26 protein-coding genes and 1 riboswitch are annotated in these 24,801 nt (G+C 38.0%); of the genes, 24 read left to right on the plus strand and 2 right to left on the minus strand.

Annotated elements, in window-relative coordinates:
• Positions 1-267: 267 nt before the first annotated feature.
• The 7 genes from AC4E8C_RS11700 (at position 268) to AC4E8C_RS11730 (ending at position 7,749) form a co-directional block, all read left to right on the plus strand.
• Positions 268-1,416 (plus strand): CaiB/BaiF CoA transferase family protein, encoded by a 1,149-nt coding sequence (locus AC4E8C_RS11700; protein ID WP_490212270.1) that lies wholly within the window; start codon positions 268-270, stop codon positions 1,414-1,416.
• Between the two features lie 24 nt (positions 1,417-1,440).
• On the plus strand, positions 1,441-2,412 hold the full coding sequence (locus tag AC4E8C_RS11705; RefSeq protein WP_490212271.1) for an NAD(P)H-dependent flavin oxidoreductase: 972 nt from the start codon (positions 1,441-1,443) through the stop codon (positions 2,410-2,412).
• 113 nt (positions 2,413-2,525) lie between these two features.
• Positions 2,526-3,530 carry a TAXI family TRAP transporter solute-binding subunit gene (locus AC4E8C_RS11710; RefSeq protein WP_490212272.1) on the plus strand — a complete coding sequence of 335 codons (1,005 nt, stop codon included), beginning with the start codon at positions 2,526-2,528 and terminating at the stop codon, positions 3,528-3,530.
• Between the two features lie 60 nt (positions 3,531-3,590).
• Positions 3,591-5,588 (plus strand): TRAP transporter permease, encoded by a 1,998-nt coding sequence (locus AC4E8C_RS11715; RefSeq protein ID WP_490212273.1) that lies wholly within the window; start codon positions 3,591-3,593, stop codon positions 5,586-5,588.
• An 836-nt stretch (positions 5,589-6,424) separates the two neighbouring features.
• Positions 6,425-6,553, plus strand: coding sequence for a hypothetical protein (locus AC4E8C_RS11720; RefSeq protein WP_490212274.1), 129 nt, complete (start codon positions 6,425-6,427; stop codon positions 6,551-6,553).
• Between the two features lie 163 nt (positions 6,554-6,716).
• Positions 6,717-7,568, plus strand: coding sequence for a DegV family protein (locus AC4E8C_RS11725; protein ID WP_490212275.1), 852 nt, complete (start codon positions 6,717-6,719; stop codon positions 7,566-7,568).
• Between the two features lie 4 nt (positions 7,569-7,572).
• Entirely contained in the window at positions 7,573-7,749 is a 177-nt protein-coding gene (locus AC4E8C_RS11730; RefSeq protein WP_490212276.1) for a hypothetical protein, read from the plus strand.
• Here the strand turns inward: AC4E8C_RS11730 and AC4E8C_RS11735 are convergent.
• Entirely contained in the window at positions 7,729-8,151 is a 423-nt protein-coding gene (locus AC4E8C_RS11735) for an acyl-CoA thioesterase (protein ID WP_490212277.1), read from the minus strand. The genes AC4E8C_RS11730 and AC4E8C_RS11735 overlap by 21 nt on opposite strands.
• 278 nt (positions 8,152-8,429) lie before the next feature.
• Between AC4E8C_RS11735 and AC4E8C_RS11740 the strand changes: the two genes are divergently transcribed.
• From AC4E8C_RS11740 to AC4E8C_RS11780, 9 genes are all read left to right on the plus strand, one after another.
• The gene (locus AC4E8C_RS11740; RefSeq protein WP_490212278.1) at positions 8,430-8,849 is read left to right on the plus strand and encodes a MerR family transcriptional regulator; all 420 of its coding nucleotides are present in this window, start codon (positions 8,430-8,432) and stop codon (positions 8,847-8,849) included.
• Positions 8,842-9,612: an enoyl-CoA hydratase/isomerase family protein gene (locus tag AC4E8C_RS11745; protein ID WP_490212279.1), complete on the plus strand. Its 771-nt coding sequence runs from the start codon at positions 8,842-8,844 to the stop codon at positions 9,610-9,612. The genes AC4E8C_RS11740 and AC4E8C_RS11745 overlap by 8 nt, the downstream gene beginning before the upstream one ends.
• 4 nt (positions 9,613-9,616) lie before the next feature.
• On the plus strand, positions 9,617-11,161 hold the full coding sequence (locus tag AC4E8C_RS11750) for a class I adenylate-forming enzyme family protein (protein WP_490212280.1): 1,545 nt from the start codon (positions 9,617-9,619) through the stop codon (positions 11,159-11,161).
• Positions 11,162-11,616: 455 nt separating this feature from the next.
• Entirely contained in the window at positions 11,617-12,117 is a 501-nt protein-coding gene (locus AC4E8C_RS11755) for an RNA polymerase sigma factor (protein ID WP_490212281.1), read from the plus strand.
• Positions 12,110-13,102 carry an anti sigma factor C-terminal domain-containing protein gene (locus tag AC4E8C_RS11760; RefSeq protein ID WP_490212282.1) on the plus strand — a complete coding sequence of 331 codons (993 nt, stop codon included), beginning with the start codon at positions 12,110-12,112 and terminating at the stop codon, positions 13,100-13,102. Before AC4E8C_RS11755 ends, AC4E8C_RS11760 begins: the two co-directional genes overlap by 8 nt.
• Positions 13,103-13,419: 317 nt before the next feature.
• Positions 13,420-13,923, plus strand: a complete 504-nt coding sequence (locus AC4E8C_RS11765; RefSeq protein WP_490212283.1) for a hypothetical protein — start codon at positions 13,420-13,422, stop codon at positions 13,921-13,923.
• Between the two features lie 32 nt (positions 13,924-13,955).
• Positions 13,956-14,387, plus strand: coding sequence for a hypothetical protein (locus AC4E8C_RS11770; RefSeq protein ID WP_490212284.1), 432 nt, complete (start codon positions 13,956-13,958; stop codon positions 14,385-14,387).
• A gap of 196 nt (positions 14,388-14,583) precedes the next feature.
• Complete coding sequence (locus tag AC4E8C_RS11775; RefSeq protein WP_490212285.1) at positions 14,584-14,847, plus strand: hypothetical protein; 264 nt, start codon at positions 14,584-14,586, stop codon at positions 14,845-14,847.
• A 416-nt stretch (positions 14,848-15,263) separates the two neighbouring features.
• Complete coding sequence (locus AC4E8C_RS11780) at positions 15,264-15,707, plus strand: hypothetical protein (protein ID WP_490212286.1); 444 nt, start codon at positions 15,264-15,266, stop codon at positions 15,705-15,707.
• A 431-nt stretch (positions 15,708-16,138) separates the two neighbouring features.
• On the opposite strand, the gene AC4E8C_RS11785 is transcribed toward AC4E8C_RS11780, so the two are convergent.
• On the minus strand, positions 16,139-16,471 hold the full coding sequence (locus AC4E8C_RS11785) for a hypothetical protein (protein ID WP_490212287.1): 333 nt from the start codon (positions 16,469-16,471) through the stop codon (positions 16,139-16,141).
• A gap of 98 nt (positions 16,472-16,569) precedes the next feature.
• A riboswitch (SAM riboswitch) is annotated at positions 16,570-16,672 on the minus strand.
• A gap of 220 nt (positions 16,673-16,892) precedes the next feature.
• Here AC4E8C_RS11785 and AC4E8C_RS11790 point away from each other — a divergent pair.
• The 8 genes from AC4E8C_RS11790 (at position 16,893) to AC4E8C_RS11825 (ending at position 24,708) form a co-directional block, all read left to right on the plus strand.
• On the plus strand, positions 16,893-17,231 hold the full coding sequence (locus AC4E8C_RS11790; RefSeq protein ID WP_490212288.1) for a hypothetical protein: 339 nt from the start codon (positions 16,893-16,895) through the stop codon (positions 17,229-17,231).
• Between the two features lie 122 nt (positions 17,232-17,353).
• On the plus strand, positions 17,354-17,779 hold the full coding sequence (locus AC4E8C_RS11795) for a MaoC/PaaZ C-terminal domain-containing protein (protein ID WP_490212289.1): 426 nt from the start codon (positions 17,354-17,356) through the stop codon (positions 17,777-17,779).
• A 14-nt stretch (positions 17,780-17,793) separates the two neighbouring features.
• On the plus strand, positions 17,794-18,786 hold the full coding sequence (locus tag AC4E8C_RS11800; protein ID WP_490212290.1) for a sigma-54 interaction domain-containing protein: 993 nt from the start codon (positions 17,794-17,796) through the stop codon (positions 18,784-18,786).
• A 195-nt stretch (positions 18,787-18,981) separates the two neighbouring features.
• A complete protein-coding gene (locus AC4E8C_RS11805) occupies positions 18,982-20,136 on the plus strand; it encodes an acyl-CoA dehydrogenase family protein (protein WP_490212291.1) in 1,155 nt (384 codons plus the stop codon).
• Between the two features lie 40 nt (positions 20,137-20,176).
• Positions 20,177-20,974, plus strand: a complete 798-nt coding sequence (gene menB, locus AC4E8C_RS11810; protein ID WP_490212534.1) for a 1,4-dihydroxy-2-naphthoyl-CoA synthase — start codon at positions 20,177-20,179, stop codon at positions 20,972-20,974.
• Positions 20,975-21,011: 37 nt separating this feature from the next.
• On the plus strand, positions 21,012-22,649 hold the full coding sequence (locus tag AC4E8C_RS11815) for an AMP-binding protein (RefSeq protein WP_490212292.1): 1,638 nt from the start codon (positions 21,012-21,014) through the stop codon (positions 22,647-22,649).
• A 76-nt stretch (positions 22,650-22,725) separates the two neighbouring features.
• A complete protein-coding gene (locus AC4E8C_RS11820) occupies positions 22,726-23,472 on the plus strand; it encodes an SDR family NAD(P)-dependent oxidoreductase (protein ID WP_490212293.1) in 747 nt (248 codons plus the stop codon).
• Positions 23,473-23,556: 84 nt separating this feature from the next.
• Positions 23,557-24,708: an acyl-CoA dehydrogenase family protein gene (locus AC4E8C_RS11825; RefSeq protein ID WP_490212294.1), complete on the plus strand. Its 1,152-nt coding sequence runs from the start codon at positions 23,557-23,559 to the stop codon at positions 24,706-24,708.
• Positions 24,709-24,801 lie beyond the last annotated feature (93 nt).

Genomic DNA, 24,801 nt, shown 5'->3' on the forward strand with positions numbered 1-24,801 from the left:
ATTTAAATTAATAATAGATGCAAATTTTAAAAGTTAAATATACTCGGTTTAATTGTCGTGGGGGGATAACCTCTTCCCATGGGACCAATCTAACCTAGTTTTTGACAATAAAACTTCTAATTTTGATTAGAGGTGTACTTGTCAATGACTAGGTTATTTGTGTTTTCTGAGATATTTAGCTTGAATTGATGGTTAAATCAGGGAAAAACCTCAAAGCATTTTTAGAGCTATTAACACTAAAAGAAATTATTGAAGGGAGAATATAAAGTGGTTAAAGGACCTTTAGATGGAATTAAAGTACTTGATTTAAGCAGACAATTAGCGGGGCCATTTTGTACTATGACATTGGGTGATTTTGGGGCAGAGGTTATAAAAATTGAAGCTCCAAATCGCGGTGACGACTCTAGACATTGGGGGCCATTTTGGAATGGAGAAAGCACTTATTATATGAGCACGAATCGTAATAAAAAAAGTTTGGAGCTCGATTTAAAATCGGAAGAAGGAAAAAAGGTATTTCTTGAGTTAGTGAAAGATAGCGATATTCTTATACAAAACTTTAGAAATGGAAAAATAGAAAAATTAGGTTATGGATATGAGCAACTAAAATCGATTAATCCAAGGTTAGTATATTGTTCAATTACTGGTTATGGTGCTACCGGTCCCTTAAATGACCGGGTAGGTTTAGATGTTGCTTTACAAGCATTTTCAGGTTTAATGGAAATCACAGGTTATCCGGATGATGATCCAGTTAGAGTAGGGATTTCAATAGCCGATTTGGCAACTGGAATGTTTGCATTAAGCGGGATACTAGCTGCCCTAAATTATAGACATGTAACGGGTCAAGGGCAAAAAGTAGATGTCTCCCTTATGGAATCCTTGGCTTCATGGATGAACTATCATGCGGTTGGATATTTTGCCACTGGCAAACTTCCAGAAAAAGAGGGAAGTGGCTTATCTAGAATGGCGCCATACAAGGCTTACCAGACCAAGGAAGGTGCCTTGGTGATAGGCATTGGAAATGATCAAACTTGGGCAAGATTTTGTGAATTTATGAAGGATGAAAGATTAAAACAGGAGAAATACAAAACAAATCAGGGTCGTGTTGATCACTCAAACGAATTAAATTCACTTGTTGAGGAAGTTTTAACAGCAAGAACAGCAATCGAGTGGGTGGATGAATTATCAGATGCAGGGATTCCTTGTTCTCCAGCAATGAATATTGACTATGCACTAAATCATCCGCAAATGGCAGCAAGGAATATGGTTGTTGACGTAAATCATCCTAAAATACCCGATCTAAAATTAATGGGCATCCCGATTAAATTCTCTGTAACCCCAGGTACTGTTCGGATGCATCCACCATTATTAGGGGAGCATAATGAAGAGATTTTACAGAGTATTAAACAAAAAAATTAAATAAAAGAAGGGAGTTTAGTTCTTTTGATTACCACGGGGCTAACTGAATTATTTGGGATTGAAATCCCTATTATACAAGCTGGAATGCAAAGATTAGGAAGAGCACGGCTTGCTGCGGCTGTTTCAAATGCTGGAGGATTAGGGACCATCACCGCAGGGTCGTTCGACACAAAAGAAGAATTAGTTAAAGAGATTCAAGAAGCAAGAAAATTAACATCTAAACCTCTTGCATTAAATATTTCAATCGGGAGAAGACGAAAACCAGATTTATATTTTGATGTTGCAATAGAGGAAAAAATCCCATTCGTTTTTACTTCGGGTGCAAATCCTGCTGACTATGTTTCAATGTTAAAGGATGCAAATATTAAGTGGATTCATTCTGTGACGTCTGTAAAACATGCTTTAAAGGCTGAAGATTTAGGTGCGGATGCTGTTGTAGCAATTGGATATGAAGCTGGGGGGCATCCCGGGTTGGATAAAGTATCTACTTTAGTCCTAGTACCTAGTATTGTTGATGCTGTAAATATTCCTGTAATTGCTGCAGGGGGCATTTCAGATGGTCGGGGGATACTTGCAGCGTTATCCCTAGGAGCAGAGGCAGTATTAATGGGAACAAGATTTATTTTAACAAATGAATCCGTAGCTCATGACTGCATAAAGTCCCTTTATTTAAAGGCGAAAGAAACTGATACAATTGTAATTGAAGAATCAATTCGAAAGAATCATAGGGTTCTTCATACTCCAAATGCCGACTTAGTATTAGAAATGGAAAAGAAGAAAGCTAGTATTCAAGAATTATTATCTATAGTAGGAGGAGAGGCCTATATAAAAATGATGGAAGAAGGAGATATAGAAGCAAGTGTAACCTCCTGCGGACAGGGCGTCGGATTAGCAAATGAAATTAAATCAGTAGAAGTGTTAATGAGTGAATTTACCAATAGCATTGTAACATCCATAAAGAAATTGAATTTATTAAAGGACCAAATAAGATTATAAAAAATAAAGCTAAAGTTTTTTAATCGTCTATCTAGAGAGCGCTTTCATTTCAAATATTTAATTACCTTATGTAACAAATCAACATCTTATGTATTAATTTGGGAGGGGAATATATGAGAAAAATATCCGGATTATTTTTTTTAGTAGTAATGGTCCTTATTGTTTCAGCATGTAGCAACTCATCTGCTTCAGACGGCAAGAATATCAAAGATTCTAAGGGTACTAACTTTATTAGATTTGTAGCTAGTACACCCGGGGGATCATGGTACCCTCCAGCTACAGCAATGGAGTTAATTATTTCGAAGAACCTTGATAATATTGGGGTTCGTGTTAGTCCTGGCGGGAGTGAAGCCAATCTTAAAACGGTTGCTGATGGAAAAGCTGAAATGGGATACACTCACACATCAAATGCAAATGCTGCTTATCTTGGGCAGGCACCTTTTGAAAGAAAATATGATGAATTACGGCATTTATTCACAACGACACCAGCGGGGTTTCATATTGCGGTTTTAAAAAATAGTAAAATAAATTCAATTGCCGATTTAAAAGATAAGAAGATAGGTTTAGCTCCAGAAGGTTATTCCGCTAATACGATTGCAGAAAGATTATTTGAAACATATGGTTTTACATTAGAAGATGTTAAGGCAAATGGTGGTCAAGTAAGTTACTTAGGTTTAACTGAAGGACCGCAAAGCTTAGTGGATGGACATATAGATGTATATTTAGGGCAAGGTATTTGGCCATATACCCCATTTTTGGAAGTTGATAATAACCCTGGTGTTAAATTCTTGAAAATAGATAATGAGCATATGAATAAATTCCTAGAAAAGTATCCTATATATAGCAAATTAACAATTCCTAAAGAAACCTACAAAAGTTTAGACGAAGATCTTGAGACAGTTGGTGCGTACGTATCGGTAGTTACAAATAAAAATGTCCCTGACGATGTTATTTATAACTTAGTAAAAGCTATTTGGGAAAATGTTGATAAGGTATATGAAGCCTCACCTCCAGATAAGGAATGGATGAAGCTTGAAAATGCTATGAAAGGCGCTAATATTCCAGTCCATCCAGGTGCAAAAAAGTATTATGAAGAACAAGGATTAAAGGTTGAATAAAGATCATTGTCTAAAGATAATTAGGCTAATTTCCAACTTAACTAGATAGAGGGTGGATATATGGCAACAGAAACTAACCTATTCCAGGATGAAACTTTAAAAGATAGTTTATTAGAAGAAGCTATTAGAGAAAATAAATTTACTATTTCGACAGTAAAAAAGATTATAGCTTCTTCTTTGGCTCTTTTTGTTGCTCTTTTAGTTTTGTATGTTTCGGCATATGGGCAACCGAGCTATTTATATTACCGATCATTGATATTGTCCGTGATATTAATATTAGCATTCTTACTTTTTCCAATGTTTAAAAAAAATAAAAATGAAAAGGTAAATAAGATTACAGGAATAGTAGATGTTATTTTAATTCTCATGGTTGGGGTTATACAAAGCTATGTTATCATGGATTTTGACAAATTTGCTCTTAGGCAAGGTGCCCCCAATGAATATGATGTTATATTGGGGACTATGTATGTACTATTACTTCTGGAGGCAACTAGAAGAACAGTTGGTTGGATTCTTGTTTTATTAGGGGCTTTCTTCGTTGGACAATTATTAATTAGTGATAAAATGCCATGGATATTTTATGGTCCGCCAATGAGATTATCAGAAGTAGTTGATTTTGTTTGGATGAGAGATGAAGGTATTTATAGTGTGCCAATCATGTCCGTATTCACATATGTAATTCCATTTCTAATTTTTGCATCCTTTCTAATAAGGTCAGGAGCCGGAAAATTCTTCATTGAACTAGCGGTTTCTCTTACAGGAAAATCCATAGGTGGCCCGGCCAAGGCATCAGTTATTTCAAGTGGATTAATGGGATCCATATCGGGGAGCGCTGTTGCCAATGTAGTAAGTACCGGTAGTTTCACCATCCCACTAATGAAAAGACTTGGTTATAAAAAAGAATTTGCCGGTGCCGTAGAAGCAGTCTCATCAACAGGTGGGCAGATCATGCCACCAATTATGGGAGCGGCTGCTTTTATCCTTGCCCAGAATTTACAAATGCCCTATGGAGAATTAATTCTCTATGCACTAATTCCGGCTGTACTTTATTATTTAGCAGTATTTATTGCTGTTCATTTAGAATCAAAACGAATTGGTTTAAAATCTTTAAAACGTGAAGAAATCCCTAAAATGAAAACCTTGTTACGGGATCGTGGTTATTTATTACTTCCCCTTATTGTTATTATTGTTAGTTTGTTTTTGGGGTATAGCCCTGTTCGCTCTGCTTTATTAGCAATTGTTGCATTAGTACCTTTAATGATGGTAAAAAAATCGACAAGAGTTACACCATCTCAATTTCTAAGCGCCTTAGAGGATTCAGTAAGAGATTTAATTCCTATCGCAACCGCTTGTGGTACTGCAGGCTTAATCATTGCGGGGGTAAATATTTCAGGGGTTGGTCTTAAGTTTTCCTACTTAATAACAACAATTTCGCATGGACAACTTTGGTTAACCCTTCTTTTAGTCATGTTGGCAGCAGTTGTATTAGGATTCGGATTGCCAACAACTGCTGTTTATGTAACTGTAGCAGTTATTTTAGCACCTGCATTACAAGAATTAGGATTAAGTGCACTTCAAGCCCATATGTTCGCCTTTTTCTACGGGGTTATGGCAGCTATTACACCACCGGTGGCATTGGCATCCTTTACAGCAGCAAGTATTTCAAACTCTGACCCTATGAAAACGGGATATGTTGCATTTAGATTAGGTTTACCAGGGTTCGTTATTCCATTTATGTTTGCCTATAGCCCGGAGCTTTTATTACAAGGTTCAGTAGTTGATGTTTCACTTTCCGTTATTACAGCGATAATCGGAATCTATTTATTATCAGCATCAATTATTGGTTATTTTATAAATACGAATATAAATATTTTCTATCGAATATTACTCTTTATTTCCTCCTTATTAACAATTGATGCTGGTATTCTCACAGATTTAGTAGGTATAGTTATTGCAGTGGTTGTATTTTTATTAACAAAAAACAAAGGAACTTCAGCAATAACTAAAAGTACTGCTAACAATTCAATTGATCAAAAAGTTGGTGATTACAGTGGCTAAAAAAAGGAATTTCCAATGGATGTTCATAATATTACTCTTTATTCTTTTAATTATTGCAGGAAGTAATGGACTTCTTGTATCACATAGAGACTTATTTATTAGTTCTCTATTTCTATTATCATTAATGCTCACATCTGTCTTTGTAGTTTTAAATAAAAATAACAGGAATTAATATTGTGATAAAATCTGTTTCCCTAAATAAGGCTCCGAGATTGACCTGCAATGTTCTTGCTAAATCACCCACAATCGGGGCCTATATTTTAAAAATGCAGATAGGGGTTTAACTTTGTTTAACAATTTAGATTTTAGAAAAAAAGTGAAGTTGTTAAATATGACAATGTGCAAATTGAAGTTATTTCCGAAGGGACAGGACCCATATTAATATTATTGCCATCAAGAGGACGAGATTCAGACGATAATGATGAAGTAGTAGTATGTATAGCTACAAGTGGCTTTTGTGTATTAAGACCACAACCTAGGGGAATAGGAAAAAGTAAGGGCCCAATGGATAATCTTACCTTAAAAGTTAATTAAATTAAAAAGAAACCAACGATTCTTTTACTAAGTAACGTTGGTTTCTTCTATTATTATAATCATTCAGTTGAACTTGGAATAGAGTGAGAAACAAAAATCCACCTGTTATTCGGCTGCTCGGGTTGCGTACATCATTATGAATTCGTCCTATAAATATCTCAACCTATTTAGAATTAGTGAGAATTTAGAAAAGACGAGCAGACTAAGGATTTGGAGTAGGAAGAACTATGTGACGAATAAGGGATTTATTTGCTGTGAATCCGGAGGATGGTGAATAGGGAAAGTAATGCTCGGAGCCTTTAATGTCAACAGGAACAACCGAACCAAGTTTTGATTGGGTTCCAAATTCAACAAATTCCAGTGACAAACCGAAAATCGGAAATACGGTAATAGGGGAAAAAGAAAGTAATGACATGAATACTGTTGAGTAATCTCCCCTTAGCAAAGGACACTATACAAAAAGTGTTCTTTTTTCATAAAGGCACTTTATTTTTTAATATTTATTTTTGAATATATATAGCCTATCCACCTTTTACTGTATAGTAGAGAAGAGTACGGATAATAACGCTTTTTATTTAGAATTGGGGGATATGGATGAGAAGAATTATTTTGTCTACAGAGAGTGGTGCGGATTTACCAGATGACCTAGCCGATAAATATAATGTCCAAGTGGTCCCGATGCATGTGATTATGGATGGGCATGATTACTTAGATGGGTCGTTACCTGTAACGGAGATTTATGACTACTACGAGCGGACAAAAAAAATTCCCTCTACATCGTCTACAAATTCCCATGAATATCTCGAGTTTTTCAAGAAGATAAAAAATGATTTCCCAGATTGTATCATCATACATATTGGATATACGTCAAAGGCATCTTCTTCCTTTCAAAATGCAATCATCGCATCAGAAGAATTGGAAGATATTTTTCTAATTGACGCTTTGAACGTAACAGGTGGATTAACGGCGATTGTCATGTATGCGGTTACGGTATTAGAAAATGAACCTTCAATTGACCCTGCCAAATTAGTAGAGCAGATTGAAGCAAAGGTTCCTAAATCAAGACTGGCTTTCGTTCCAGGGAGTTTAGAATTTTTAAGAGCAGGCGGGCGTGTTAGTAATCTAGCTTACCTCGGCGGGGCTTTGCTAAAAATAAAGCCGCGAATTGAACTAATTGATGGAAATCTTGTTTCAACCAAAAAATATCGTGGGAAAATGGATATCATTTCAGAGAAACTCATGCAAGATTATTTAAATCAATACGAGATTGATAGAGAGCAGCTTTATCTTCTATACTCTCTCGGACTTGATGAAAAGATCAAGCAGGGGATGGATGAAATGGCAAAAGAAGCAGGATTCAAAAATGTAAAATGGATTCAAGCTGGCGCAATGATCTCTACACATGCTGGACCTGGAGGTATCGGAATAGCAGGACTAGAAGTTTAGGACGGTGAGGTTAAGACCAGCGAGAAATGAACTATCAAGCCGTGAAACACAGAATGTCTCCTGTAACAATGCGCTTATCGCTGGAGCTGCCAAGGTGGCAATTTACCGCTTTGAAGTAAACAAAATTCCACTGGCAAACTGCCGGTGGAATTTCGTTCTTTTACTGGTTACTGTTTTCTAATGCCTCAATTTTGGCGCGGACAAATTCGGGAACGGGGCGGGCGGACTTCGTTTCTGGATCGTAACTGACATAAATGATTTCCGCTAAAAGGATGGGGTCATCTTCTCCATCTCTTGTAATCATGCAATTCATTGTCATACTGGTGTTGCCAACCTTGGACATTTTGCACCAAATGGTTAGCCAGTCATTCAAGTGCGCCGATTTCTTATACTCCAAGGTCGATTTTGCTAAAACAAAATCAAAGTCTCCGCCCTCCATATTCAATCTTAATCCCTCTTGAAAATATTCCGTCACTGCAACATCAATATAGGTTAGGTAATGGGCATTAAAAACAATCTTCTGTCCGTCAATTTCCGAGTACCGAACCTTCAGCCGGTGCGAAAAGTGATAATCGTGGTTCATTTCAGTTGTCACCTCCACTTTTTTTCATTAATTAATAATTCTATTTAAATAGTGGAAACCCTTTTTAAAAATGGGGTTACTTCGGCATTTGGTGCCTGACCCCCGCCGTGTTAATGTATTTAAGTATCATAGGTCAGGCCCTTTTTTCTGTAATTAGAGAAGCGGCTCACCATAATTTGATAATTTAATGGTCTTTTTTTAAATACCTACCACCTACGTAAAATAATTGACGTTGATGGTAGGTATAAGATAAACTACTACTCAAGGAGGAGCGAAAAATGTCTATTGGAAAAACTGAAAATATTGAATATTTAATATCCGATCTTGTTGAGGAATTTGGCATTAGCCAACGTTCGATTCGTTATTATGAGGAATTGGGATTGATTCATCCGAGACGAACGGCGGGGAATCACCGAATTTACACAAAAAGAGATCGAGCGAGAATAAAAATGATACTAAGAGGAAAGCACCTGGGATTTTCCTTGCAGGATGCTGCCAAGCTGATCAGCTTATATGATCTTGACACCACGCAAATCAAACAATACGAAGAAGGTATTAAGCTTGCTTATCACCATTTAAGGGAGGTGAGAGAACGACAGAAAGAGTTAGAGTTGTTAGAAAGTGATTTATTGAACGCCATAGAAGATGCCGAATCAAGATATAACGCACTTAATGGAAAGGGGCAATCAGATGAGTAACAAGGTATTGGTGGATCAACAAGATGGGGTAATGATTATTACGATAAACAGACCGGAAAAACATAATTGTATTGATGGCGAAACCGCTCAATTACTTTATGAAGCCTGGTGTCAGTTTCGTGATGATGATCAAGCAAAAGTGGCTATTTTAACAGGAAGCGGTCCATCATTTAGTTCAGGTGCTGATTTAAAGGCAATTGATTCATTAGGGCCCCAAGAACAATATGATGCCAGTTTCGCTTATGATGGCAAAGGCTATTTAGGATTTACAAGAATGACAGATATCTTTAAACCTACGATAGCTGCTGTCAATGGCTTTTGTTTTGCTGGCGGCTTAGAAATGGCTGCTTGGTGCGATATTCGCATTGCGGCAACAAACGCTGAGTTTGGCTGTTTAGAAAGGCGCTGGAATGTTCCGTTGGTCGACGGTGGTACGCAGCGAATCCCAAGAATTGTGGGCTGGGGCCGTGGAATGGATCTGATATTAACAGGTAGAAAAATTGACGCTAACACCGCGTTGGATTGGGGGTTAGTGACAGAACTAGCTGATCCTAGTAATCTATTAGATCGTGCGCTAGAGCTTGCACACCAAATGTCTTCTTATCCTCAAGGCTCATTAAAGTCAGATAAGCAGGCGGCAGTAAGGGGTTGGGGACTTCCCCTTGAAGAAGCACTTCGGATCGAATGCCAATTAGGAATGCCTCATACAAAAAGTGAAGAAACAAGGCAGGGATTAAACAATTTCATAAATCGAAAGGGGTAATCGGATGATTGCTGCGGAGTTGATTAGGCGAGGGGCCAAGTATTATGCGAAAGAAACAGCTGTTATTTATAAAGATCAGAAACTTACATTTGAAGAGGTTCATATAAATTCCAACCGATTGGCTAATGTTCTTTTTAATTTGGGTTTGGAAAAAGGTGATCGGATTTCCTTTTTATTAGCTAATTCCATTCATAGTGTGGAAATTGACTTTGCTATGTTAAAGTCAGGATTGGTTCGTGTCCCTTTAAATACAAGGCTTTCAGAAGAAGAACATTATCATATGATCGTGGAGACAGATTCAAAAGCTATTTTATTTACGGAGGAATTTTCAGACAGGGTGGAGAGACTGAAGGTAAGACTTCCAATCGGAACTCTGTTTTGTCAAGTGGACGGTTTTGCCAAGTATGATTGGATGATTCCAATTTACGAGAAAATGAAAGCGGTTACCGATGAGGACCCTATTGTTCCTTTAGTGGAAGATGATTATGCTACCCTTCAATATACATCTGGTACCACTGGAAAATTAAAAGCAGCCATTCATACCCAGGGATCCTGGGCAGCTATGGCAACGAATATCTTGTCTACACTCACGATCAATAAAGGGGATATCATGATGCACGCCGCTCCCTTAACACACGCTTCTGGCATACTTGTCTTACCACATTGGATTAGAGGCGCTGCCAATGCCATATTACCAACCTTTCATCCTCAAGAATTTCTACAAGCAGTTGAAACAATAAAACCAACTACACTTAACCTGGTTCCAACGATGATTGTCATGCTCCTATCAACACCAGATGTGGAAAAGCAATCCTTTGATTCTGTTCGTAGTCTAATATATGGCGCTTCACCGATGCCTCGAGTAGCATTAAAGAGAGGGCTTGAATTATGGGGGCCAAAATTTATTCAATATTTTGGGCAGACAGAAGTTCCTCTTATACTATCCATTTTACCGGTTGAAGACCATATTTTAGGTCTAGAAAATCCTGCTTATTATGATCGGCTGTTATCTTGTGGCAGACCAACCATTACAACAGAAGTGAAAATTGTTGACGAAGATGGCAACGAGGTTCCACAAGGTGAAATTGGCGAGATTGTTGTCTCCTCTAACCAATCAATGTCAGGCTATTGGAAGGAGGAAGTATTGACAGCTGAAACAGTTAAAGGAAAATGGGTCTATACACGAGATATGGGCTACATCGACCAAGAAGGTTACTTGTATTTAGTAGACCGTAAATCGGATATGATCATTAGCGGAGGATTTAATATTTATCCTCGTGAAGTGGAAGAAGTTCTATACAAGTATCCTGCTGTGATGGAGGTTGCGGTCGTTGGAGTACCAGATGAGACATGGGTTGAAAGTGTGAAAGCCTTTGTAGTATTGAAAGAGGGACACACTGCGAGTGAAGAAGAGCTTATAGAATATTGCAAGCATCATCTAGCATCCTATAAAAAGCCAAAATATATCGAGTTTATTGATAGCTTACCAAAGAGTGCAGTAGGGAAGGTCGTTAGGAGGATGCTGCGGAAGGAGGAGTTAAAAAGATAGCGCAGACCTAGATTTTTTTAGATGAAGAAGCCATTTTTTTACCTGACCTTGTACTTGTCATTACCCGAACAATTCTAATTAAAAAGTATTGAATGAGGTACAGAACTTAAAAGTTCTGTACCTCATTTTATGGATTTTTAGGAGCTGGGGTATGATCCCGGTTCAGTAATGCTTTACTGCCTAGCTGAACTATATTTAAGATTCTGGAAAATCCTCGAATAGTAACTAATACTTCTTCAATGAGCGAAAAAACTTGATGCTCTTTTTGTGTAACAAACTCTGAAGAAAATAATTCTAGGGCGACCGGCACTACAATAATGTCCGATATTCGAGAATCGGGAAGTGTGGAACAGGATGCCTATGTAATTTTGACCCTGGGAAACCTTGCAAATTTTTTTTATAATGATTGTAAACTTTTTCTCATGCTATACGTCTTATGAGCGGGGAGGACGATAATGGTTGAAATAAATAAGCAAAATGAACTCAATGCAGAACTGAATATAGTGTACAGGTACTTACGAAAGTTAAGTATTTCAAAGGCAGATGCGGAGGATGCCGTTCAGGAAGCTGCTTATAAATATTTGCTGTACTACGATACTATCAAAATTGCAAAAATTCGTAGTTGGCTAATACGAGTGGCGTTAAATTCCTATTATGATCAATGCAGGAAGCGAGGAAGGTACGACTTAAACCTAGACGAAGGGCTTCTAAAGACAGATAAAAAAGAACAGCCTGAAGTTATTTTTCTACACAAGGAACGCAATAGTGAAATAGGTAGAGCAATCTCAAAGTTAAAACCGCTATTTCAGGAGCTGTTGCTGTTAAAGTATCATTCAGGACTTACATATGAAGAAATTTCTACGCTCTTAGAGATCAGTGTCAGTTCAATCAAGACGAATCTATTTAGGGCGAGGAAAAAATTTGAGAAGATTTATAAGGAGGCCATCCATGAGTGAAAATCACGATTCAAAAAATGAACAGGATATTGACTTTGTCAGCAGCCCTTCTTTACAAAAGGCTGTCAAAAAATCAAAAAGGAAACAAACGATTAAGTACATCATTATTACCGTTATTACCACCACATTATTATTGACGATTCTTTTTATGGGCAGTCAATATATTCTAACGAAAAGAATCGAGAACACGGATATGTTCTACGAAAGTATTCACGGAGCCAATATTTCTCCCGGAGGCACCTCATTTAACTATAACCTTTTTAGTATTACTGCAGAATCAACCTACCGAAAAACAATTGGGGATCGCTCGATACTTTGGGATAAGAAGACCGAAAAGGTTCCTGTATTCGGAAGAATAAAGCTTCTGGAAAGAGGTAGTGGAACCACGGAGGTCAATAGTTTAAATAAAGAAGCGAAAAGGTACGTTCGGTATAATGATTTTAATAATGAAAGAAAAATAGATTTTTATTATCCTGGTTTGTCATACGACTACCTACCGCACGAGCTCGATATCGCAACGAGCTTGGATAAGAACACTTTAGTCGAGGTGGCTTTATCATTTAAAGAGCCATTGACCCTATCACAAGCAGCCGAGAAGCTTGGACAGAATAATGTCAATTGGCTGTGGGTCGACACCACAACAACCACTCAGTTAGATAGGATGGAAAAGACACTTGACGATGACAGTCTGAAGACGAAGGGAGGAGGAGGCGCTTTTGGCTTTGCGGTGTTACCAGAACAGCCTTATTTTGACGAAGATGGGCAAGGGTTTATTGGCACTTTAGAAATGCTGCTAAAAGAAGGAAACCATACTAGTTCCGTAAAAGAGGCTTTAAAAGGAATTAAGGAAAATACCAAGGCTTCGAACGGGAAGCTCCGTTTAAACGGTGCCGTTGTGACCGGTACACCAGAGGAGCTGAAACGATTTCAGCAGCTTGATTTCATTCGTGCATCGGTGTTGGGTGCTACGGTTGATAAATATTAATTGGGTAAATTAGTTGATCCATATGTAATGAGAATGTATTTTTTAATGTGTGTCGGTTCGACCCCGACCACCGGTATCTTTAGGTAAAATTGAGTTAAATTAAGAAACGGTGAAACACTCATAAATGTTGTTAAATCAACGTTTATGAGTGTTTTTTTTTTTGTGGGAAAACGGCTGACTAAGGTAGGTTTTTAAATCATTTTACACAAATTTTACACAAGCGAAATTAGTAATGCTTAATAGCGTATTGGTTTTACGAAGGTGATAAAATATTAATTAGGTAAGGGTTGAATAACTATTAATGGGGAGTTTTATGAGTGAGAAGTAAGAAACAAGGCCATTTCTGCAAAGGATGTGGGGATTTTCTGCCTAATGAAAAATTTAGCGGTAGAGGTCACCGTGAACATCTGTGTAAAGAATGTAAAAAAGCAGGTATATTAGTAAGTACTGAGTCAAATTCCGATTATGATCGGAATTTTCACCGTCTATCTAAAGCTGTTAGAAAATGTATGATTGTTTATATGGAGCATGAAAGTTACTTTTTATTTGAATATCAACTTTCCCGGTATATTATTGGAGGAGGAGATGACCTTAGCTCCGAAATTTATGTGTATTGGGGAGATAAGGAGCAAAAATTCCTTGTGTCAGAAAAACTACAAAAGAGTGAAGTCGTAATGGAGGTTTTAAACAAAAAATACTACGATACAATGGAAAGCAACCAAAGTTTTGATTATGAAGAATTGATATACGATGAATATGCAGAAATTTCAAAGAAACGCAGACAGTATCTTGAAGTAATATCATCGATTCATCATTTGTAGGAGTTTTTGATAGTTGGAAGGAGAGAGAATTGATGAGTCAATCAAGAATGATGCATGTAAAGAAATTATATGAATCCTGCCCTGTTAAAGAAAACGATGAAATATTTCGAAATGGAGTATTTCATTTTAATATATCTAGAATTTTGGAAGACATTCATTGTGGGAAACTAGTTGTTGCTAAAGAATACATAAATATTAATGAATGGTTTAAGTGGCATGGACTTCATTCATCTTTAAATGAAGACCATTTACCTACTGTTAATATAGATAGTATTATAGTCCAAGCTGAAATCCGTCCTGGAATATTTTCTATCATAGATGGCAATCACAGAATGGAAAAAGCATTTCGGTTGGGTAAACCCTCCATTTATTCTTATAAGCTAAGGGGAGAGCAGTTGATTCCATATTTTATAACTGAGAAGGGTTACAGAGCTTTTGTGGAATATTGGAATTCGAAGTTATAAAATTTTCTAACAAATATATTTCCAACTGTATAGCCGGTAAGGGTACCTCTTGATTATTCAAATTGAAATATTGGAGTTGCTTTTATAAATTTTTACAACAGATTTCTAAACTTTCAAACATTTATTGACTACAATAAAAACTATCATGATAATAAAGGAAGAATTTAAAGTTTATAGAAATGGGGGGGAAAGGGCTATGTCTGGAAAAGATCTATTTAAAGGGTTAATAGGTGTAGGGCTAGGTATAGGGTCTAAACTTCTTTTGGACAGTAATGACAGTAGTTACAGTAGTGGAGGATATTATGGGAGTTATACTACTGAGGAAATTCATAATAAACTTGAGGATTACTTGAATGAGCTATCAGAATTGACGGCACAAATAAACTACCTAAATACAGAAATAAAATCAGCTAATGATGAATTAAGACAAAGAAACGAAGAATTAGAGAATAGGGGCTAATCTACAGGGGGCTGGCGAACTTAGACAGGGGAAAACAACTGTTTTTAGGTGGGGCCGCTGCCAAACTACTTAAACCCCTTTCGCGAATTTTACCCCTGTAATGGCCTGGTTTCAGCACTCAAAATGTTGTTATTTAAGTGGCTTATTCAACGTTTTATATTTGTTATTCTATAGGAATGTCTCCTAGCAGAAACCTTACATAGATCACTACATTATCTATTAACCCTAGAGGTGGGCCGGAATTGCTTTCCACATCGTTTACAAGGCTTGTAGTTGTAAGGTGTAGAAATAAGTTTATTTTATTAAAAGCCAATTATAAAGGGAATGTAAAAGGCTATGCCTTTGATTTTCTAGAATAATATAATTTAATCAAGACTCACATATGTAGAAATGAAAAGAGAAAGGTTGTGTTTTCCTTGTTGTTTGAATTAGATGTCATTGATGCCGTTTGCCAAGATTTAGTAGAAAGGGGTTATATGATCATAAATCGAAAGAAAGAAATTAAGCATTCAGGAAAGGATGTAATCGCAAAGAAAACAAACTCTAACAATGACATAAGACTTTTTATCGAGGCCATAGGGGAAACTAGTTCCGATTCTTCTTCAAAAAGATACGGTAAACCATTTGATAGAAGTCAAATAAAAGTTCATATATCGGAACTCCTATTTGCCACAGCTGAAACACTCTCTATGCCCAAGTTAGATGAGTACATATATAAAACAGCGTTTGCAATTCCAGATAATAGAGATCATCGAGAATTAATAAACAAAATTAAACCTTTTCTTGATTCTATAGACATTGCAGTATTTTTTGTAAAAGGAAGTAAGGTGTCTGAGATTATAAGTAGTTGGGAAGTTTAATTTTAACACTAGAGTATTATTCTAATTCAACTAAACATCCATAAGCTATACTCATTAAACAAAAAACAACTCACCCTGCTGGTAAGTAGTGTGAGTTACAGTTTTGTTTTTCTAACACGTATTTAATTAGCCACTACATTACTCCCGATAATTGATGCTGGTATTCGCGCAACGACACCTTTCATATATCATAAACAAACCACAACAATCTTTATTTAAACTGAGCTATATATTCTCGAGGAATCAATCGCTAGTTTCTATTCTTCCTCCCGCAGCTCCTTTATCCCGTGAGAATAGTACTAATATGTCGTTTCAATTTTGCCGTACCCCAAGCGTTCACTCACATATATAATGTCAACTTTCTGAATTAAAGGACCTAACCACAAGTGCATTACTGTGCTTGGGGGCAGCTCTTAAATTTCCTAGATATCTTACTTTACCATAAATACATGTCCTAAATAATTTCCAGAACCTCGTATTATCTGAAGGCCTTGTTGTTCTAGCTCCCTCCAAATTTTTCTATCTAGAGCATACGGACCTCTTTGTTGAAGTGTTTTTATCTCTTTTTCTGTAATAGTAACTTGGAGTGATTCTTGGTTACCTGTAACAAACAATTCATAGTTCTTGAGCTTCATTACCATTACTTTAAAATCTGGATCCCATTCCTGTAGTTCTTTTTCAATGCAAGTAGCAACATAAAGGAAAAATTTTTCTCCCTCCATATTTTTTGACATCATTCCTCTTATAAATCCTGAAGTATTCATCTTTTGTCCTCCTATTTATTAAATCAATAGGTTACTAAAACGAAGGCAACGAAAAAAGCTCTTTATTGCATATGAACGCAACAAAGAGCCTAAGCCGATCATTATCATTCAAAGCATTGCTTTGCTGGTTGGAGCACCTTACCAATTGGCAGGTTGCTGTGAATTCCTTGAGCCAGGACTCTCGTTCACTCTTGATAACCTTATTGAATTATCTATATTATAACAACAACAATTAGGTATCTGTCAAATTAATAACTATCCTGAAAAAATGATATATTCATTCTCTTTCTCCTAATCTCTTAAGTCTTCTGGTGTTACTGACGAAACGTATTGTCATAAAATTGAAGGTGTTAATTGTCCATGCTTGGATAGGATATGAATTTAGAATATGGCAGGTCTAAGAAAATGATTTCAGGAAAAAGTGAGGAATGTTTTAGTAGATCGAAAAACTCTTGCCTGTATCATAGATTACATGTTCTGTGAATTGAACTTAAATTATACGTGGGAAGTAGAGTACAAAGGTGGTTCTGGCTCAAGGTTAATATCGAGAAAAAAAGATTCCGAGCAATGGGATATGAAGAAGATATATGAAGATACATTAACAATAGCCTATAAACTGAAGGAGCATTCAACTGAAATAAAGGATAGAAAGACTTCTAGTTTTAAACGAAATCAACAAATGAAACAAGAGGCAGAAGCTTTTCGCATAAATGGTCAATTTAAGAAATTGGTTGAGTGGATGGAGAACGCAAGCCATTAAAATGGCACTCCGATTTTAATTGTATTAATTGGAAAGAGGTTCACTTGCATTTAAACATTCCAAAAAGTATAGTATAATTAAGACCAAATATTCAAAATATTCATACTGTGGGAGAGTATACCATGAGTGTAATTATTGAAAAATTGTTTATCGGACAAATCGCTAGACTAAAACGAACATTTAATGAAAATGATGTCAAATTGTGTAACGAATTAACGGGAGATTTTAGTCCTATATATCAAGAAGTTGAGAATGATTGGAAGGGTATTTCCTCCAAACCGCTTGTTCCTGGTTTACTTACGGAAGGTCTAATTACGCAGGTTATTAGCCAAAAATTGCCTGGAACTGCATGTGTATTACTACAAAAAGAAGTAGTTTTTTATCAACCAGTCCATATAGGTGATGAAATTACTGCAGAACTTGAAATTATTGATATTAACCCTGACCGAAACTGGGTAACTCAAAAGGTTAGTTGTTTTAACCAATTTGGAAATGAAGTGGTCAAAGGACAGGTTGTGATCCTTATTTTACCGAGTCACAGTTCATAGGTGGGAAAAAGCCAATGTTAAAAAATAAATCTAACAATCGCATTCGATATAGTTTTGAGGATATTATCGGAGAAAGCCAATTGATGACTCAAATTAAAGAATTGGCAGCAAGAATCGGCACGAGTAATTCCACTGTGCTGCTTACAGGGGAAAGTGGAACGGGAAAAGAACTATTTGCCCAAGCGATTCATGGACTTAGTTCAAGAAAGAATCATTCATTTGTTGCCGTGAACTGTGCTGCTATACCCCATGAGCTATTTGAATCTGAGGTGTTTGGATATGAAGCAGGGGCTTTCAGCGGGGCGAAAAAAGAAGGAAAGCCCGGTAAAATAGAATTGGCACAAAATGGGACCCTTTTTTTAGATGAAATATCCGAACTTCCCTACCAAGCACAGGGTAAACTTCTCCGAGTATTACAGGAAAGAGAAGTGGAACGGCTTGGGGGAACAGGGAGTAAAAATGTTGATATCCGCATCATTGCGGCAACGAATCAGGATTTAAAAACACTTGTTCAGGAGGGAAAGTTCAGGCAGGATTTATTTTACCGCTTGTACGTGTTTGAATTAAAAATTCCTTCGCTGCGGCAAAGAAAAGAAGATATATTGCCCTTGGCCTATCATTTTATTAATTATTTAAATGATAAAATAGGACAAAATGTGAAATATATGACTCCGGAACTGAAGGAATGGCTTGTGTCCTATGATTGGCCTGGGAATGTTCGAGAACTAAGAGCGTGTATTGAGCGTGGGATGAATTTGGTAGAGGGTGACACACTAACCATTGAAAATTCATTTCATTTTTCAGCTTTTGATGTTGCTGTACAGAAAATCGATGAAGAAGAGGGCACGGTTGCCGTAAGCTTGGAAGAGGCAGTCAAAAGGGCTGAAATAGCTGCTATTCAGCGAGCTTTAAAAGAATCAAATGGTGACCGAACAAAGGCTGCGCAAATCTTAAACATCCATTTAGCAAGCCTTTATAGGAAAATGGCTAAATATAAATTGAAATAAAATCTGGAAAAACACACGATTTCGTGTGTTTTTTGCGTTCATAGAGTTTAAAGGATAATACGATTCGCATGGTTGTGTCACAGATCTGCGAAAAATAGTAGAATTGCAAAAATTCGAAAGGAAAAAGCCTGAATAAAGGGCAATCAAAAGTTGGCACAAAATTTGCAAATATAAAAGTTAAAGGAGTGGGTTATCTTGTTAAATTTTTCATTTAGCGAAGAACAAGAGTATTTTCGAGACATGCTGAGTCATTTTTCTATGAATGAACTACTACCGCACTATACCAAATGGGACCGTGAACAGAAGCATCCAAGACATTTATGGAAAAAGCTTGGGGAGCTAGGAGTTAATGGTCTAAGGATTCCTGAAGAGTATGGAGGAAGCGGGGCTGAGTGTCTCACTGCCGGGATTGCAGCAGAAGAAATTGGCCGGGGTGATTTCAATTTGACTTATGCGGTCATGCTTAATGCATTGGCCTCGGAAATCATTACTACTCATGCAACAGAGCAATTAAAAAAAACATGGCTGCCACAAATTGCAAGTGGAGAAAAAATCGTTGGTGTCGCCATTACTGAGCCATTGGCAGGAACCGATGCTGCGGGAATCCGCTCAACGGCTGTACATAAAGGAGACCGCTATATACTAAATGGAGAAAAGTCTGGAATCAGTGCAGCGACGTTTGGGGATGCCTTTATTGTTTTTGCTAAAACGGATCCGAATTCTGGCAGTAAGGGCATAAGCGCATTCGTAGTGCCTTCCGACCTTCCAGGAGTGGAATGTAAAGGCTATGACGACATGGGAAATATCCCGATTGGGAGAGGCTCCATATATTTAACGGAGGTAGAGGTCCCTGAAGAGAATTTAATTGGATTAGAAAATAACGGCTTTTTCCAGGTGATGAATGGATTTGACTTAAGCCGGCTGTTAATTGGTCTTCAATGTGTGGGGGCGGCCTTCCAAAGCATCGATGAAACAATTGAACATGTTAAAACAAGGCATGCATTTGGAAAACCCTTAGCAACGTTTCAAGGTGTAACCTTTCCAATTGTTACCCATTACACACAATTAGAATTAATCAAATGGCAGGCCTATCGTGGTCTTTGGCTCCGTGATCAAGGTAAAAAGCATTCGAAAGAAGCATCCACTGTTAAGTGGCTTGGACCAAAATACAGCCAGGAAGCGATTCACGAATGCATGCTCCTCAATGGCCATTATGCCTATACGAAAGAAATGCCGCTTGAACAAAGATTACGAGACGTCATTGGTTTGGAAATTGGGGATGGCACGGCTCAAGCAAATCAAATTGTCATCGCAAGAGAATTAATCGGTAAAGAATTTCGTCCGTATTAAGCTAGGAGACAAAATTATGGAAAAATGGAGGGAAAAAGAGATGGAATTACAAGATGTAATTTACGAAAAAAGAGATGGAATTGCCAAAATTATCATTAACCGACCTGAAGTTTATAATGCATTTCGAGCGCTAACAGTCCAAGAATTAATCTGGTCATTCCGTGACGCTTGGGATGATAACCGAATTGGTGCCGTCATTTTAACTGGCGCAGGCGAGAAGGCATTTTGTACTGGCGGTGACCAAAAGAATAAAGGAGACAACGGCTATGATAGTTCTGGTGGTCTTGGTGGCGGGATCGGTTTAGAAATAGAAAATCTCCATCGAACCATCCGTGCGATGCCCAAGCCTGTCATAGCTGCCGTAAATGGCTTTGCGATAGGCGGCGGTCATGTACTACATGTCCTCTGTGATTTAACGATTGCTTCTGAAACCGCTATTTTCGGCCAAAGCGGTCCAAAGGTAGGCAGTTACGATGCCGGTTTGGGTTCAGCCTATTTGGCTAGGATAGTTGGAGAAAAGAAGGCAAGGGAAATTTGGTATTTATGCGAAAAATACACGGCACAAGAAGCAAAGGAAATGGGACTCGTCAATAAGATTGTACCGCAAAGTGAATTGATGGCAGCTGCCGACGAATGGGCCGCAAAAATAGTAGAAAAAAGCCCAACTGCCATCAAAATGTTGAAATACTCCTTCAATGCTGATTCCGCAAATATTGAAGGTATTTCACAAATTGCAATGGCGAGTCTCGGGATGTTTTACAAAACAGATGAGTCAGCAGAAGGAAGAAACGCCTTTGTGGAAAAAAGACCGGTTGATTTTAAGAAATTCAGGCAGTAATTAAGTGTTTACCTATATTTAAGGGGGAATCAAGCTGATGAGTTTCGAGACGATTTTAACAGAAGAAATTTGTGAAAAATACAAATCCGATTGGTCAGGTAAAACCATTTTACACTATTTGCAGAAAGCGATTGAACAGAACCCTGATAAAACGGCCATTATTGATAAAAAAAGCCGCTATACCTATAAGGAACTCGGTAAATTAGTGGATCGTGTGGCTCTTGGCTTGCTAGAAAACGGGTTAAAAAAAGGCGACGTTATCTCTTTTCAATTGCCTAACTGGAATGAATTTATCATTCTTCATTTTGCAGTTACAAGAATTGGGGCCATCAGTAATCCATTGATCCCTATTTACCGTGACAGGGAAATTGGCTTTATGGTCAAACTTGCCGAATCCAAGATGATTGTAGTGCCTGATGTTTTCCGAGGCTTCAACTATCCGGAAATGATTGAAAGACTTCTTCCAGAATGGCCTTGTATGGAGCATATATACGTTATTGGGAAACATGTACCGGCAGGAATGAAATCTTTTTCGTCCCTCATTGATGTACCATGGGAAGAACGAAGAGACCCAAGTGAATTAGACAAAATCAGCATTGATCCCAATAAACTTACAGAAATTATTTTTACTTCCGGAACCACAGGCGAACCAAAAGGTGTTATGCATACCCATAATACCGTCACCTTTACCTCAGAACTTTGGCTCGACCACTTGAAGTTAACGTCTGAAGATGTGATTTTCATGGCATCTACTTTTGCACATCAGACCGGTTTTCTTTATGGCGTCCGCTTACCCTTTATTTATGGAGGAACCGCCGTCTACCAAGATATTTGGAACCCAAAAGAATTTATCGAATTGATTGAAAAAGAGAAAATAACCTTTACGACAGCTGCGACGCCATTTTTACAAGATACCATACAAGTCGAGGATATCGAAAACTATGATTTAAGCTCCTTAAAATACTTTATTGCCATCGGGGCACCAATACCTAGAACACTTGTAAAGCAGGCTGCCCAAAAATTGCCTTGCAGGATTCTATCAGGCTGGGGTCAATCGGAAAATGGCCTTGTAACGCTAACACTTGCGAATGATACGGAGGAAAAGCTAACCAATACGGATGGCACTCCATTCCCTAAGATGGAAGTAAAGGTAGTTGATGCAAATGGGAGTCAGCTGCCGCCAAATAGTGAAGGCGATTTACTAGTTAGGGGTCCGGCGTTGTTTGTTGGTTATCTAAAACGATTGGAGTTAACAAAGTCAGAGTTTGACGGAGATTGGTTTATTACCGGGGACAGGGCGGTTATGGATGTAGACGGATATATCCGAATAACTGGTCGTAACAAAGATATTATCATCCGTGGCGGCGAAAACATCCCTGTTGCCTACGTAGAAAATATATTATACGAACATCCCGACGTATCGATTGTTCAAATTGTAGCGATGCCGGATGTCCGACTTCAAGAGAAAGCCTGTGCATTTATTAGTTTGAAGCAGGGAAAGGAACCTCTTACGATGGAAGCATTGCAAACTTTTTTAGCTGATAAAGGAGTGGCAAAGCAATATTGGCCGGAGCACTTAGAAGTGATTGAGGATTTCCCAAGAACGCCAAGCGGTAAAATTCAAAAATTCCGCTTACGGTCGATGATCAATGAGAAGTTAGCGGATAGAGTATAACGGATCGCTTTTATTAGTAAATTTTGTAGAGGAAAGTGCCGCCAAATAAATATAGAAGATATAGGAGGGATTGTGAATGGTCCAACGTGTAGCGTTTATAACAGGAGCCGGAAGTGGAATTGGCAGAGAAATTGCGAAATTACTAGCTTCCCGGTCTATGAGAATCATTGTTGCCGATATCAATAGAGGAGGTGCAGAAGAAACCGTCTCGATTATTAAGGAAAACCAAGGTGAAGCAATGGCTGTCTATTGTGATGTAACGGATTTAGTAAGCGTGAAAACTGCGGTGCGAGAGGCTGTTCATGTTTACCAAAGGATCGATGTGCTCGTAAATAATGCCGGGTGGGATAAGGTAGAGCCATTTTTAAAAAGTGAGCCAGAAACATGGAAGAAGATTATTGATATCAACTTAATGGGGCAGATCCATACTTGTAAGGAGATTTTGCCGGTAATGATTGAAAACGGTTACGGGAAGGTAGTAAATATCGCTTCTGATGCTGCAAGAGTGGGGTCAAGCGGGGAGGCAGTTTATTCCGCTGCAAAGGGAGGAGTTGTTGCTCTGACCAAAACCCTGGCACGTGAAATGGCCCGCCATAAAATCAACATTAATTGTGTTGCACCAGGACCAAGTGACACGCCATTATTTCAAGAAATTGGTTCGTACAATGAAGGGCTTGCGGGGGCATTAGAAAAAGCAATTCCCTTCCGTCGCTTAGCACAGCCGGAAGATATAGCCGGTGCTGTAGCTTACTTCGTATCGGATGATGCCGGCTACGTAACAGGTCAAACCCTGTCGGTGAGCGGCGGATTAACAATGATTTAGATTGAATGCCAGTATAGGGGAGATTTTCTCTATACTGGAGTACTATTTTTATTTCTATCGGTATTATGAAGGGATGGTAAACAAATGGATTTTAGGTTATCAGACGACATTCTAACTCTAAAGCAGGGAATACGAGAATTTGTTGACAATGAAGTAGAACCAAACGCGATGGAAATTGAAGAAACAGATGAAATCCCGGGGAAAATCCTAGAAATGTCCAAAGAAATGGGACTATTCGGACTGAGTATTCCAGAAGAGTATGACGGTTTAGGCATTGGAATGGTTGGAAAATGTGCAGCCTATGAAGAATTGGGCAGGACCCATAATGGTTATACCACGGTTATTGGCGGTCATACGGGGATTGGTTCAGTAGGGATAGTCGAAATGGGGAATGAAGAACAAAAACGCAAGTATTTACCGGATATGGCAAGAGGAAATCGTATTGGAGCCTTTGCGTTAACAGAGCCAAGTGCGGGGTCTCATGCTACTAATCTAAAAACAACCGCCGTAAAAAAAGGAGATACATATATCCTCAATGGCAGTAAGCATTACATTACGAATGCGTTTCTAGCTGATGTTTTTACCGTTATGGCTGTAACCGATCCATCCAAAGGTGCGAAGGGAATTACCTCGTTCATTGTTGAGAAGGACTTTCCAGGATTTAAAATAGGAAAAAAAGAGAAGAAGATGGGACTTCATGGATCACATTCTGCTGAAATATTCTTTGAGGACTGTGAGGTTCCAGTTAAAAATGTGTTAGGAGAAGAAGGACAGGGGTATGTGAATGCCTTGAAAATCCTCGCAAATGGACGTGCGGGCCTTGCGGCAAGGAATCTTGGATCCTGTGACAAATTACTTGAAATGTCACTGGATTATGCCCATACGAGAATTCAATTTGGGAAACCTATTTTTGAACAGCAAATTATTCAGCATTATTTAGCTGAAATGGCAATGGATACAGAGTCGCTGCGGGCAATGACTTACCGAGTTGCCTGGATGGTTGACCAAAACATGAAAGTAATCAAGGAAGCGGCAATGGTGAAATTGCTAGGTTCTGAAATTTACAATCGCGTAGCAGACAAGGCGGTGCAAATTCATGGAGGCCTCGGATATATTGCTGATTACCCAATTGAACGCTTTTACCGTGATGCACGGATTACCAGGATTTACGAAGGGACATCAGAAATTCAGAAAAATATTATCGCGTCCCAGCTCCATGCCCAATATATAAAGTAGTTTATGTAAAATAAAAATATTTTAGTAGAGAAAACGGGACAAGTGATTTTAATTAACGGCGGACACAACATGATAGGTTAATCATATGAAAAA

The organism is Neobacillus sp. SRL179, from assembly GCF_984799095.1.